Genomic DNA, 14,116 nt, shown 5'->3' on the forward strand with positions numbered 1-14,116 from the left:
AGCCTTACAGCTGAGACGCCTGAGTCACCAAATAAACCACGAATACCACCACAGCAAGCAGGATTCCCCAAGTCAAGGACACAATAAACCGGCTCATAGTCTCTAATAAGCGATCTAAGAGGGACTTTTTCTGCTTTCTATTTTCTTCCTTAGGTTTAGTCATCTCGTTGGGTGATTTTCCTATGCTGTCTCCAAAACGTGTTTCTATGTCTTCTTATGCTAAGCTTTTTAAGAGGTCAAATAAAATTGAATAGGCCCAACATCATGGCTCAAAACGTCACCCAAAAACTGATTGCAAACCACCTGGTTTCCGGTGAAATGGAAGCCGGTACGGAAATCGCCTTGCGTATCGATCAAACCTTAACCCAGGACGCCACCGGCACCCTCGTGATGCTGGAATTCGAGGCCATGGGAATTCCCCAGGTCAAAACTGAATGTTCCGTCCAGTACGTTGACCATAACCTCATTCAGGCAGACTTTAAAAACCCGGATGACCATCTGTTTCTGCGTAGTGCCTGCAAAAAATTTGGCCTCTGGTATAGCCGCCCCGGTAATGGGGTCAGCCATCCCGTACATATGGAACGCTTTGGCATCCCAGGCAAAACCTTATTAGGCTCGGATAGCCATACGCCCGCTGCGGGCTCCCTGGGAATGCTAGCCATAGGCGCTGGAGGGCTGGAAGTAGCCATGGCCATGGCGGGCGAGCCGCTTTACACTAAGATGCCCAAAGTGTGGGGCGTCAAACTGACAGGCCAACTTCCCGCTTGGGTGAGTGCCAAGGACGTTATTTTAGAGATGCTGCGCCGGCACGACGTGAAGGGAGGCGTAGGCAAGATCATTGAATACTACGGGCCAGGCCTGGCGAATCTAACCGCTATGGATCGACACGTTATCGCCAATATGGGGGCCGAACTGGGTGCGACTACCACTGTCTTTCCGGCTGATGGGGCAGTAAAAGCGTTTCTTGAGACTCAAGAGCGGGGAGATGTCTGGAGAGAACTGCTGGCGGATGAGAATGCCAAGTACGATGAGTATGAAGAAATCAATCTCTCTGAACTGGAACCCCTCATTGCCCTTCCCAGCAGTCCGGGGAAGGTAGCGCCTGTACGGGAAGTGGCTGGCCGGGAAATTTACCAAACCTATATTGGCTCATCCGCTAATCCCGGCCTGCGGGACTTTGCCATAGGCGCATTGATTGTCGATGGCAAGCAAGTTCATGATCGGGTGTCCTTTGATATTAACCCCACCTCGCGACAGATCCTGGAAAATTTGATCTCTTTGGGGTTACTGGAAAAACTCATCCGGGCCGGCGCGCGCCTACATCAAGCCGGCTGCAATGGCTGTATTGGTATGGGCCAAGCGCCAGCCACCGGGCGTATCAGCCTGCGCACCGTCCCCCGAAATTTTCCAGGGCGTTCAGGCACTAAGGAAGATCAAGTCTATCTATGCAGCCCGGAGACGGCCGCGGCCTCGGCCTTAACTGGGAAAATTACCGATCCGCGTACCCTGGACATGGACTATCCCCATTTCCAGGAACCCAAATCCATCCTCATCAACACCAGCATGCTTTCTCCCCCGGTTGAAAAGAAAGAAGGGATTGCGCTGGAGAAAGGGCCTAACATCAAGCCCCTGCCCCCTTTCGAGCCGCTCCCCGATAATTTTGAGGGGCCGGTGTTGCTAAAGGTTGCTGACGATATTTCCACGGATGGAATTATGCCCGCCGGGGCCAGGGTGCTGCCTTATCGCAGCAATATCCCGGAGATTAGTAAATTTGTCTTCGAGCCTATCGACGAAAATTACTACCAGCGGGCCATGGCCCATCAACAGCAAGGTTCCTTGGTGGTAGGAGGAGAGAATTATGGCCAAGGATCGAGCCGGGAACATGCTGCCCTGGCTCCTCGCTACCTGGGTCTAAAAGTAGTTCTTGCCAAAAGTTTTGCCCGGATTCACTGGCAAAATCTAGTCAACTTCGGTATCTTGCCCTTAACCTTCGTCAAGTTGGATGATTGGGAACGCATCGATCAGGATGATATCCTTTACCTTGCCGCTATCCGTAGCGCCATTCAAAAAGGAAAAAGAATAACCATCCGCAATAAAACTAAACAAGAAGATTATGAGTTTGAACACTCGCTTAGTTCCCGGCAAATTGAGATGATCCTGGAAGGCAGCCTTATTAATGTGATTCGCAAGAAGCAGTGAAGCAATCCTCAAAACGTTTTCCCCTAGAGCCATCACGAATGGTACACATGATTAAGTGATCTTACGCTAATACCCTCATAGCTTCGAAGGTATACAAGAGGGATTTCCTTTGCTCGAAATAGCACTCCCGGCAGGAGCGCTATACTTCCCTGTATTCCTTCAATGTCTAGGAAAAATCCCATGAACTTTCAACCCAGCCCTTTACAGGCATTAATCTTGTGGCGGTTACTGACTAGCGAAGGACGAGCCTACCTGACCGATATCCGTCCTAAACCCAAGCGGCGCGACCGGGAAGCCCTGCTAGAGGCGAAATTTATCGAAGAACAATGGCGACGCAAACCCCAGGGCAGCCGGGCAATCTATGTCCAACTCACCGATAGAGCCTGGGCTTGGGCCGGAGAACATATGGATGCCAAACTCTCCCATCGGTCCCCGGCGGCAGGCCCTATCCTCCAGAGCTTTCTTGCCCGCTTGCAACCCATCCTGCAAAGTCGACATATCACGCTGGCGGAAATTTTTAGCTCAACTCAAGCGCCTCCCCCAAGCGAAGATTCGGAACAACAGCTACGGGAGGCCTATTTCCATCTCTCTGGCGGCGAGAGGAATATTCGAGTTCGGCTCGCTCAACTCCGGCAACAGTTAGGAGCTATTCCTCGTCCCAGACTAGACGAATTATTGCTGAAATTACAAAGGGAAGGAAAATTGGTGCTGTCTCCTCTCGATGATTCCCGGGAAATTTTACCGGAGGACCAAAAAGCAGCCCTAAGTGTCGCCGGATTTAAGCGGCATCTGGTGTATATGCAAAAATAATCAGCCAATGGACGAATATAGAGTACTAAAAACCGTTAATTTTGACTGGACCATGCAATTACAAAGCGTATGGCGCAACTCGCCGCTACACGTACCGGGTCTCCATGAAAACCTGCGAACCGAGCTTATGGAAACCTTGAAAGAGAGGATGGGAAGCCAGGATCAAAATCCCCTCGGGCAAATCATTACGGGCCCAGCAGGTGCCGGGAAAACCCATCTCCTTAGCGCCATACGCCAGGAGGTTGCCGCCCTCCCGGCCTGGTTTGTATTGGTGGATATGACCGATATCAAGGATTTCTGGGAAACAGTGCTACTGGGATATCTCAACTCCCTGCAGCAAGCAACTTCAGGAAACCGACCCCAATTTCAAAGCCTCCTAAAACACCTCCTAAACCCGGACGTAAAACCCCAAAACCCTTTTTCTTCCTTTTATCGAACTCCGTCTCGGTCGAGAAAATCCCCACTCCAATGGCTGACGGCGCTGTTAGCGGGCAAAAAAGCCCAGCGCCAGGAAGCTGCTCCTGCTACGCCCCGGCAAATCGCGGAATATGGGGACAAGGAACTCGCCCAAGTCATCCGGCAGACTATCAACCGCCTGAGCACGCAATACCCGGAGGAGATCCGGGCCCATCAAGACGCCCTCCGCGCTTTGATGCTGCTCAATTCTAACGATCTCGAGCGCGCCAACGTAGGCTACAGTTGGCTCCAAGGCATGGCTATTGACGAAACTGATCGGCATCTCTTCGGCTTTTTATGGCCCCAGCGGCAGCCTTCTGAAATCGTAAAGTCCTTGTCCTGGCTAATGAGCCGGTATGCACCTACCCTGCTGGCTTTCGATCAATTAGATGCCATTATGAGCCAACACCATATCACTACTGCCAGCTCTGGCGAAGGGGAGCGGATGACGGGGGAGCAGCGCGCTTCCCAAGCCATCATCGAAGGGATTGCGGACGGCTTTATGGCCGTCCGGGATACGGTCTATCGCACCGCCACCATCTTAGCTTGCCTGGAAGGAAGTTGGGAAATATTGCGAAAGGGGAGTCTGAAATCGGCGACCGATCGGTTTGCTTCCCCCCAGCCCCTACCGCCCATTAATAATGCCACGCTCGCAGAGGAAATCATCGCCCTTCGCCTCGCTCATGCTTACCATGCCCACGGCTTTACGCCCCCCTATCCCAGCTGGCCTTTCCAACCACAAGTCTTTGCCAGCGCGGCCACGCTCTTACCCCGGGAATTGTTAAAACGGTGCGAGGAGCATCGGCTTCAATGTTTAAGCAAGGGCGAGGTCATAGAGCTAGCCTGTTTCGAATCGCCACCAGAAGCCACCGAGACCTTAGCTACCATCCGCCCAGATCCCGGGCTTGACCACGCTTACCAGGAACTCTGCCGCCAGGCCCCCATACAGGAACTGCTATCCGAGGAAGCAGAAGATGAAGTACTGGGGATGCTGATACCGGCCCTATGCCGCTGTCTCCTGCGGGAAACCCCACTGCCGAAAAGCAGGCGGGGAGTGGTGGATACCGAATTCCCAGGCGATAAAAACTACCGCGCTCTTCATGCCCGGCTCCGGATCATCGACTCCAGCCAAGAGAATCGAGAACAACATTACTGCTTTCGTGCTTTGCAAAAAACCCACGCCACCGCCTATCAAAACCGTCTTAACGGAGCCCTTACTGCTTCCGGGATTGACTCCAAGCTGCCTTTCAGAAGGCTTATCATCGTCCGCACCACCCCTCTGCCCTTGGGCAAGGTTACCCGGGAAATCACTGACAAATTTCTCCAGGCAAAGGGTAAATTCGCCGCGCCTAACGAACAAGATCTAAGAACCATGTGGGCGCTCCATAAGCTTGAGCAACAAAACTTGCCTGGCTTTGAAGCATGGCTTCGCGAGCGCCACCCCGCAACTCAACTCCAATGGCTTCAGGAAACAAAAATTACCGAATGCCTTGCTGCTGATGCATTCCCTCTGGAAAATAACCTGCCTTTAAATGCAAAAGAGAACACGGATATCTGGGCCAAACTCCCGGCCCCAAAACGGCACAATTATAAGGCCACCACTCCCTCCTATCCGTCGGCCCTGCCGGTAGGGAAAATTCTGTCCAACCCTGCCGAAAAGATAACTATCCCCTTGCCCCTTCTCACACAATATACTGGAATATTGGCGGGGAGTGGTTCGGGCAAGACGGTGCTCTTGAAAAGATGGGTGGAAGAAGCCGCATTGCTAGGTATCCCCTCCATCGTGATAGACCGTACCAATACGCTGGTGTCTTTAGGGGAACAGTGGCCCGCCCCCCCCACCTCCTGGACTCCCGAAGATCAGGAAAAGGCGGAACATTATCATGCCAACAACGAGGTGATTATCTGGACCCCCGGACAAGCAGATGGTAATCCCTTGCAATTAGAGCCATTGCCCGATCTCGCTTCGCTCCTGGAGCAGCCGGAAAAATTCCAGCAAGCTCTTGAAATGGCCCAATCCACCCTGAAAGAAATCGTAGCCCCCGGCAAATCCGCCCATTCAGACTATAAAATGGACGTTCTCACTGCGGCGCTAAAACTCTTTGCTATCCAAAAGGGGAAAACCCTGCCGGATCTTATCGCCATTCTCTCCCACCTACCGGCGGAAATCAGTACCAGTATCTCCAGCGCCGCTCGCCTGGGGAGCGAAATGGCCCAGCGTCTGCAAGCGGAGATACAAAACAATCGCTTGTTCTATCCGGAAAGCCCTTTCCTCGATCCTGGCTGCCTCTTTAAAGGAACTTCAGCAAATAGGAGCAGGATATCCATCATCAACCTGGCCGGTTTACCTGACCTTAAAACCCAGCAGCAGTTTCTTAATCAGTTAGCCATAACCCTGCTAGGCTGGATAAAACAGCATTCCGCCTCTCCTTCCATGCCAGTACAGGGTTTTTTGATACTGGACGAGGCCGAGGATTTTATCCCTGCCGAACAATCCACCCCCTGCAAAGACAACTTGCTAAAGCTTGCGGAATACGCCCCTACCGGCGGTCTCGGATTAGTTTTCTCTACCCAAAACCCCAAAAATATTGCCCCCCCTATCATTTCTGACTGCTTCACCCAGTTTGCTGGGAAAGCTAGCGCACCGGCCATCATCGAAGCCATACGGGAGCAGTTTAAAATACGCGGTGGCGAGGAGGACGACATCCCCGTCCTGGAAGCTGGTCATTTTTACCTCCATACAGAGGGGATGCCAGCCCCGGTAAAAGTGGCGATACCCTGGTGCCTCTCCTACCATCCCCCCCACCCTCCGGAGAAGGCCGAGGTCCTAAAACGAGCCGCCGCCTCTCGCCTCCAGGCCCAAAATCCATAAGGAGATTCGACTATATTTTTACCAAGGCCCACTCTCTCTGGAAGAGACTATTCTTATGAATTTTCTCACCTTTCTGGAAACTTTTCCAAAAGCTTTACGGTTTTTTACAAATAAAACTTGCAAAATAAATATATTTATTCTTTAATAGGTACTAAGAATACGTTTTTATAGCAACAGTCTGGAGACAGCAAACGTTTTTTCATGAGTGATTCCCTTCGATAGCATCAAGCTGGTCCAAAGAGTATTTTCTTTGGCCTTTAAGCCTCGCGATGATTTCCCGAGGCTTTTTTTTATGCAACACAACCGGCAACAGTATGAAATCAGCCTGATCCAGAGCTTGCTGTCCAGATTTTCCTCTCCTGCTTCCCGCCTTGTCAGCAGGTGATTATCCAAAAAAGGATGGAGAACCTTTATAGGCTCTCCAAACGAAAGCAGCTGTATTAAGCCAAATCTAGTTGCCGTACACCGTCAGGGTGTAGTTGCCGATGATGCCGAGGATGTTACGTGCATGCCAGTCAACGTGGGTAACTTCTTGAATACCCCCATTAGCTTTAGCCGTTTCAATACTACAGTCGCCAGTCGCTACGAGTGACAGAACACTCTGACATTTGGCAGTACCCGTTTTAGTGGCGGTGGCGTTTGAGGTAGCGGTTACGGGAAGATCCAATTCTGTGTACAGTCCACCGATTGGCCTAGAAGTTGCACACCCACCAAGAGCTATAGAAGCTGCAATAATTCCACTAGCAAATATTTTTTTCATGGTTAACCCATCCTTTCTAGATTTTTTGGATTTCCTCAAATGCAGGACCACTCATTCCCGCCCATCTTAGTATAGTGTATAGGAAAATAAATACTTCCTTCTTTTTTATAAGAGGATGAAATACGGGAAATTCCTTGGGCCGTTAACCACCCCGACAAGTAATCAGAAATTGACAAAATGATGAAGGGGTTGAGTTAAGCCGAAGGTGAATGAAGGAGGCTGGAAATAGAGAAGAGTTGATGGGGCGGCATCAAGCAATGGTGTGGGCCACCTTTCCCTCAGTGCCGACCAGCGGAATAATCGTTAAAGTAACGCCGTGCCGCAGCGTTTACTTTCGGCGCCAGCAGCAGCGTGGCAGTCATGGTGGGAATGGCCATCATGGCATACATGCCGTCGACCAGCCCGATTATGGTTTTCAGCGAGACTACAGATCCAACAACAATAAGTACTCCGTAGATCCAGACATAATGGTGCTGATACTCGGCGCCAATGAGAAAGCCGAAGCACTTAGCACCGTAGTACCAAAAAGTAATGATAGTGCTCAAGCTGAGAAAGATAACCAGCAACGTCAGTAGGTAGGCCCCCGCACCGGGCAAAGCATCCTCAAAGGCTTCGGCAGTCAGCGTCACACCCGTGGCCTGACCCTGCCATACGTCTGTAATAAGGATCACCAGTGCAGTGCAAGTACATACCAGCAGGGTATCGATGACTGGACCCAGCATAGCCACCAGCCCCTCGCGCACTGGCTCGCTGGTTTTGGCCGCCCCGTGGGCCATGACCTCAGTACCGATACCCGCCTCGTTAGAAAAGGCGCCGCGGCGGACTCCCATGAGAATCACCGTGCCCAGGGCGCCACTGGCAACAGCATGCCCGGTGAACGCATCCGAAAAAATCAACGCGAGGGCGCCGGGTATCTGCGCTGCGTGTTGCACGAGAATCACAAGGGTCAGTAGTAGATAGAATAGCACCATGCCCGGGACCAGGGCCGCAGTGACCCTGCCAATGCGCTGGATATTGCCCAGGATAATGGTCAGCGTTGCGGCAGCAAGAAGGGCACCAATAAGCAGATCATAACCAAAGTGCGCATCGGCACGCGCCCAGCCCAAAGGAATAGCGAAGACGTCCCGGGTAATCTGCACAAGCTGGTTGGCTTGGAAGACAGGCAGTGTACCCACCATCCCGGTAACCGCAAAGAGACCCGCAAGCGGTAGCCAGCGGCGGCTCAACCCCTCACGGATCACATACATCGGGCCACCCTGCCATTCACCGCGGCTGTCGCGGCCACGGAACATAATCGCTAGGGTGCAAGTATAGAATTTTGTGGCGACGCCGACTATCGCCGTCACCCACATCCAGAATATGGCGCCCGGCCCTCCCATCGTAATGGCTACCGCTACTCCTGCAAGGTTGCCCAAACCAAGGGTGCCGGACAGTGCCGTTGTCAGCGCCTGGAAGTGGGGGATCTGGCCGGTCTCATCCGGGTCGTCGTACCTGCCCAGAAGAATGCCGATACTGTGGCGAAAATGCAGATAGGGAAGGCAGCGCGAGTAGAAAACGAGGAAGGTACCCCCGCCAACCAGCAATAGGACCAGAGGCATGCCCCACATGAAGGCGGCGAAGGCGGTGAACCAATGTTCCAGTTGTTGCATCGCTCAAGCTTTCTTTTCTAGTATGGCTATAATCTGATTGATTGCGGGTGCCATTGCAAACAGCCCACCGGAGAAAGCCGATGGTAGAGAGAGAAAAAGCACTACTCTATTATTTTGCCTATGGTTCGAATATGGCCGTGGAGCGCCTGCGGGCGCGCGTTCCCAGCGCCAGGCGGATCGTTACGGCCCGTCTCATGGGCTATGCCTTACGTTTTCACAAGAAAGGCATGGATGGTTCCGGCAAGTGTGATGTGGTGTCCACTGGCAATCCTGCAGATTGCGTACACGGCATAGTATTTGAAATCGCCACGGCTGAAAAGCCGGCATTGGATCGGGTGGAAGGCCCCCGCTATATACAGCAGAATGTGCAACTGGCGTTGGCTGACGGCAATTGGGTCGACGCCTTTCTCTACGTGGTGGCGGACAAGCGACGTTTCACGGATGCGGCTATGAAACCCTTCTGCTGGTACAAATATCATGTGTTATACGGTGCGCGCAGTAACGGACTGCCCGGTGACTACATCGCCCGTATAGAAGCCGAACTGGAGCAGCCAGACGGTGACGACCAGCGCCGGGCGCATGAAATGCGTATCTACGCCAAAGGTGCAGCCTGTGGGCCGTGAACGCCCATAGGCACGCCGGCGATGCGGGTATCCAGCGATCCTCCCGTGGCTATCATTACGCCGTTGCCTAAGTAGCTGCACAACTTCGGGACATTATCATTATCAAAGCGTACGGTTTCGATACAGGCGAAAAAGGGCTGCCGGAAGTTCATAGGGCCAACCGCGGCGGCAGCAGCGGACGACGCAGTGATCACTCGGCAGTGATACCACGCCAATCCGCTTGGCGACTACCCCGGCTCGGACCAGAAGGCCACAGCGCGGCGTAGCTGCTCAGCATGAAACGCCCGGGCTTGCGGGCCGCTTGTGGCGCCATGATAAACTCCCACCGCATGGGCCTTGGCAAAATAGCCTGGTGCCGGCAGGCCATCGCGTCGTCTACTAATCACCAGCGAAGCAATCAGCGGCGCCCCGGCCGCTGCATCTTCCTCGATCAACCGCTCCAGCATCATCGCCAGCCGGTGGATAGTCTGCGGCGGCTCTAGCGCCAACGCCCGCGCGGCGTCACGGTAGTACACCGGCACACCGCTGCCGGCGACTGTTTTGAGATAGACGCGCAAGACATCACTAGCCGTCACAAGCGGTATCCCAGGAATAAAAATTGAAGCATTATCACCTCTTGCCCCTATGGGGCAGCGTATAGAAAAGCTGATATGGCCATCGCCAGGGGGCAATAGCCTCGTACCGCCCCGCGCTGCTCATCGTGGATGCTAAAGTAATCCTTATCAGACTGATATTGGGATGGGAAATGTTGCAGCCATGGGCTTTATTTGTCGCAGTGTATCCCATAATCTTGTCCTACATTCTTTTGCATCTATTAACCCCACATTAAGGAATCGGCATGAAACTTGAGACTATTGCGCTGCATGCAGGCTTTAGCGGCGACCCCACCACTAATGCTGCGACCACACCCATTTACCAAACGACCTCTTTTACCTTTGATGACACTCAGCACGGCGCCGATCTATTCGACCTAAAGGTCCAGGGTAATATTTACTCGCGGATCATGAACCCCACCAACGGGGTACTCGAAGAACGCTTGGCCCAGCTCGAGGGTGGCGTGGGCGCGCTGGCGGTAGCCTCCGGGATGTCAGCCACCACCTACGCGCTCCAAACAATCTGCCGCACGGGTAATAACATTGTCAGCACCAGTCAGGTTTATGGTGGCACCTACAATCTGTTTGCCCACACCTTGCCCAACCAGGGCATCAATGTACGCTTTGCCAAACACGACGACTTGGACACGGTTGAGGCGGCTATCGATGAGAACACCCGTGCCCTATTTTGTGAGTCCATTGGTAACCCCGCAGGCAATGTGGTCGACATTCAAAAGTGGGCCGAGATCGCCCATGCCCATGGTCTGCCATTGATTGTTGATAACACCGTGGCTACCCCCTTCCTATGCCGCCCCTTTGAGCATGGTGCGGACATCATCGTCCACGCCTTGACCAAGTACATGGGCGGCCACGGCACCACTATCGCCGGTGCGGTGGTTGATTCGGGCAAATTTGATTGGACTGCGAACGCTGATAAATTTCCCATGCTTAACGAACCCGATCCCTCCTACCACGGTGTGGTCTACACGGAGGCCCTCGGTCCCGCCGCCTTTATCGGCCGCTGTCGCGTGGTGCCTTTGCGCAACACCGGCGCCGCGTTATCGCCTTTCAACGCCTTTTTGATTATGCAGGGCCTGGAAACCCTCGGCCTGCGTATGGAGCGTCACTGCGAGAACAGCGAAAAGGTCGCCAACTACCTGCAGAATCATGACAAGGTCGCGTGGGTCAACTACGCCACACTGGATGACAGTCCTTACAAAGCCACTTGCGATAAGATCTGTGGCGGCCGCGCCTCGGGCATTCTCAGCTTTGGCATTAAAGGGGGCATTGAGGGCGGTACCCGCTTTATCGATGCCCTGCAGATGATTTACCGTTTGGTTAATATCGGCGATGCCAAGACATTGGCCTGCCACCCAGCCTCAACAACCCACCGCCAACTCAACGAAGAAGAGTTGGCCTCGGCAGGTGTGAGCAAGGATTTAGTGCGCCTGTCCATTGGCATCGAGCACATCGATGATATCATCGCCGACCTCGAACAGGCCCTGGCCCAGGTGTAAGTCCAGTCCACTCAGCTCTAAAAAGGCCACCCAAAGGTGGCCTTTTTATGGAGGTTATAAATCAAAACAACAGGCTACCTTCTCAACTGACCCCACCTTCGCTTTATTGGACGCCAAAATGATTTTATCCTTTGTGATTACAGCGTTCACTGCCAGTTTGCGCCGAATGTATTACAAGACGACACATCACCAGACGCCAGGCCGGTCCGGAACCAATGCACTCTTTGCGCTGAGGTCCCGTGAGTAAAAGATTCCGGGGTAATATAGCCTTGACTCCGCTTCTGCAGACGATCATCGCCAATCGCACTCGCAGCTTTCAATCCTTCTTCAATATCGCCCTTTTCCAGTAATTGGCGATTACTGTCGGCATGGTGCCCCCAAATACCGGCAAAGCAATCAGCCTGTAACTCCTGGAGCACGGATAATTTATTGACCTCAGCCTTGCTCCGCCCCTGTTTAGCCTTCATAACCCTGGCGGAGATGCCAAATAAAGTCTGCACATGGTGGCCGATTTCGTGCGCAATGACATAGGCCTGGGCAAAATCCCCAGGCACGCCATAACGGGAGCGCAGCTCATCGAAAAAGCTGAAATCAAGATACACCTTGTGATCACCAGGGCAGTAAAAGGGTCCCATCGCTGCCTGGCCCATACCACACGCCGAATCGATCATGCCACGATAGACCACCAACCGTGGCTCCCTATAGGTTTTACCAGCTTGTGCAAACAGATTGTGCCAAGTGAGTTCGGTATCCGCCAGCACCACGGATACAAACTCCATGAGCTCCGCTTCCTCCGCTGACTGGCGTATCTCACCACCTTCACTGGAAGAACCCGTCGTCTCAGTATGACTCACCTGGGTGCCCCCTAACAGGTCGCCAAGTTCGCCTCCGCTGAAATAGAAGTAGGCGCCGACGCCCAGAACCACCAGCAAGGTTCCTTTAATACCGAGAAACCGGATGGCTAGCGGCAGCAGTCGTATCAGCCCGCCGCCCCCCCGTCCACCGACCGCAAAACCACGCCCGGATGAACCCCGCCGGTCCTCAACGTTATCGCTCTGTCGTCTGCCCTTCCAACGCATGGCCATTCTCCTCACGCACGGCTATACAAGAATATTAGGAAGAATAAACACCCTTGTGAACCGAGACAAGTTCATCTTGCCACCCGTAGCATCGCTCTAAGCAGGTAGACTAAAGCCGTCCCCTTGCCTACAGTAATGAAAACGACTTTGTTTTCTCAGATGCCACCCACACACGGCCATGTGGCTGTTGGACAACACGACTATAATACCCTTCCTGCACTTCAAACGTTGACGCGCGGTATTGCCATCCGATACGCAAAAAACACATCACCATTACTACACTATTTAATACACTGGATTAATGGAGGCGCTTTACAGGTGAATAGTGACGGCAACATCCTGGTATTCAACAGCGGCAGTTCCTCGCTGAAGTTTCAACTATTTGAAATGGATGCAATCACACCGGCCAGTAGGGTGCGGGGAGTGGTTCGGAACCTTGGTGATGATGCAATCTGCGAATGGCTCTCCCGTGGCAAACGGGAACATACCTCTGTTTCCGCCTACGATCACGGTACCGCTGCTCGATATGTACTCGAGTTATTAGAACATATCACCGACGCAGGCCAACCACTGCTGCATACCATTACCGCCATGGGGCACCGCATCGTCCACGGCGGCGATACCTTTACCGCCCCAATACTGCTCACGAGCCGTGCACTGACAGCCCTCGATGCCTTAAGCCCCCTGGCCCCGCTGCATAATCCGCCGGCCCTAGCAGTGGTGCGGGCATGCCAGGAACACCTGCCGGATATCCCCATGGCAGCCGTATTCGATACGGCATTTTTCCACGAACTGCCCGATTACGTCCGTGCTTACGCGCTGCCTGCCGAATGGAGAGAAGGATCGCGGCCGATCCGACGTTACGGTTTTCATGGACTAGCACATCGGTATATGGTCGAGCACTTCTCCACCATCCATCCGACTAACACCCCGTCGAGCAGGCTCATCACGCTGCAACTAGGCCACGGATGTTCAGTCGCCGCCCTCCGTGATGGACATCCGCTGGAAACCAGCATGGGATTCACACCCCTGGAGGGTTTGATCATGGCCACGCGGCCTGGCGATGTGGATATCGGTGTGGTGCTGCATTTGCTCGAGGGCGCCGAGGTGACGGCGAGTGAATTAAGCGAGGGTCTGAATCATCGCGCTGGCCTGCTCGGATTATCCGGTGCCAGCGCGGACATGGAGGAACTGCTGGCACTGGAAGCACGGGGGCACTCCGGCGCGCATCTTGCTATCGAGGCATTCTGTCACCGCGCCCGCAAGTACCTGGGCGCCTATCTGGCCGTGCTCGGCGGTGCCGATGCAATCCTGTTTGGCGGCGGTATCGGCGAGCACGCGCCTGAAATCCGTGCGCGGATCTGCGCCGGACTGAACTGGTGCGGACTGGAGCTGGATACCCAAGCCAATGAAGCGGCGGCCCCGGATGGCGAGGAACGAATATCCACGGCCGATTCCCGCCTGGCGGCCTATGTGATTCCGGTCAATGAGGAAGCGCTCATCGCCCAGGATACCCGGCGGTGCCTAAGCACGGCGCTAGTCTAACGTATTCACCTTT

General features: G+C 53.7%; 11 protein-coding genes. 6 read left to right on the top strand and 5 right to left on the bottom strand.

All coding sequences use genetic code 11. The annotated features are described in order from the left end of the window. Positions 1–4: 4 nt before the first annotated feature. Positions 5–163 (bottom strand): hypothetical protein, encoded by a 159-nt coding sequence (locus NOC_RS17760; RefSeq protein ID WP_002812827.1) that lies wholly within the window; start codon positions 161–163, stop codon positions 5–7. A 101-nt stretch (positions 164–264) separates the two neighbouring features. Between NOC_RS17760 and NOC_RS14370 the strand changes: the two genes are divergently transcribed. The 3 genes from NOC_RS14370 to NOC_RS14380 all read left to right on the top strand — a co-directional run bounded on the left by NOC_RS14370 (position 265) and on the right by NOC_RS14380 (position 6,337). Continuing rightward, positions 265–2,199 (top strand): aconitate hydratase, encoded by a 1,935-nt coding sequence (locus tag NOC_RS14370; protein WP_002812915.1) that lies wholly within the window; start codon positions 265–267, stop codon positions 2,197–2,199. A gap of 180 nt (positions 2,200–2,379) precedes the next feature. Next, on the top strand, positions 2,380–3,009 hold the full coding sequence (locus tag NOC_RS14375; protein WP_002813028.1) for a hypothetical protein: 630 nt from the start codon (positions 2,380–2,382) through the stop codon (positions 3,007–3,009). Positions 3,010–3,016: 7 nt separating this feature from the next. Further along, complete coding sequence (locus NOC_RS14380) at positions 3,017–6,337, top strand: helicase HerA domain-containing protein (protein WP_011331041.1); 3,321 nt, start codon at positions 3,017–3,019, stop codon at positions 6,335–6,337. Between the two features lie 451 nt (positions 6,338–6,788). On the opposite strand, the gene NOC_RS14390 is transcribed toward NOC_RS14380, so the two are convergent. Beyond that, positions 6,789–7,097 carry a TRL-like family protein gene (locus NOC_RS14390; RefSeq protein ID WP_011331042.1) on the bottom strand — a complete coding sequence of 103 codons (309 nt, stop codon included), beginning with the start codon at positions 7,095–7,097 and terminating at the stop codon, positions 6,789–6,791. 278 nt (positions 7,098–7,375) lie between these two features. Next, positions 7,376–8,746, bottom strand: coding sequence for an alanine/glycine:cation symporter family protein (locus NOC_RS14395; RefSeq protein WP_002812210.1), 1,371 nt, complete (start codon positions 8,744–8,746; stop codon positions 7,376–7,378). Positions 8,747–8,826: 80 nt separating this feature from the next. On the opposite strand from NOC_RS14395, the gene NOC_RS14400 reads away from it, so the two are divergent. Beyond that, entirely contained in the window at positions 8,827–9,369 is a 543-nt protein-coding gene (locus NOC_RS14400; protein ID WP_002812472.1) for a gamma-glutamylcyclotransferase family protein, read from the top strand. A gap of 227 nt (positions 9,370–9,596) precedes the next feature. On the opposite strand, the gene NOC_RS14405 is transcribed toward NOC_RS14400, so the two are convergent. After that, a complete protein-coding gene (locus tag NOC_RS14405) occupies positions 9,597–10,040 on the bottom strand; it encodes a hypothetical protein (protein WP_002812616.1) in 444 nt (147 codons plus the stop codon). Positions 10,041–10,207: 167 nt separating this feature from the next. On the opposite strand from NOC_RS14405, the gene NOC_RS14410 reads away from it, so the two are divergent. Continuing rightward, positions 10,208–11,479 carry an O-acetylhomoserine aminocarboxypropyltransferase/cysteine synthase family protein gene (locus NOC_RS14410; RefSeq protein WP_002813391.1) on the top strand — a complete coding sequence of 424 codons (1,272 nt, stop codon included), beginning with the start codon at positions 10,208–10,210 and terminating at the stop codon, positions 11,477–11,479. A gap of 146 nt (positions 11,480–11,625) precedes the next feature. On the opposite strand, the gene ypfJ is transcribed toward NOC_RS14410, so the two are convergent. Then, positions 11,626–12,558, bottom strand: coding sequence for a KPN_02809 family neutral zinc metallopeptidase (gene ypfJ / locus NOC_RS14415; RefSeq protein WP_011331044.1), 933 nt, complete (start codon positions 12,556–12,558; stop codon positions 11,626–11,628). 159 nt (positions 12,559–12,717) lie between these two features. Between ypfJ and NOC_RS14420 the strand changes: the two genes are divergently transcribed. Next, positions 12,718–14,103 carry an acetate/propionate family kinase gene (locus tag NOC_RS14420; RefSeq protein ID WP_244859981.1) on the top strand — a complete coding sequence of 462 codons (1,386 nt, stop codon included), beginning with the start codon at positions 12,718–12,720 and terminating at the stop codon, positions 14,101–14,103. The last annotated feature ends 13 nt before the right edge of the window (positions 14,104–14,116 follow it).

Source organism: Nitrosococcus oceani ATCC 19707 (genome assembly GCF_000012805.1).
Lineage (GTDB): Bacteria > Pseudomonadota > Gammaproteobacteria > Nitrosococcales > Nitrosococcaceae > Nitrosococcus > Nitrosococcus oceani.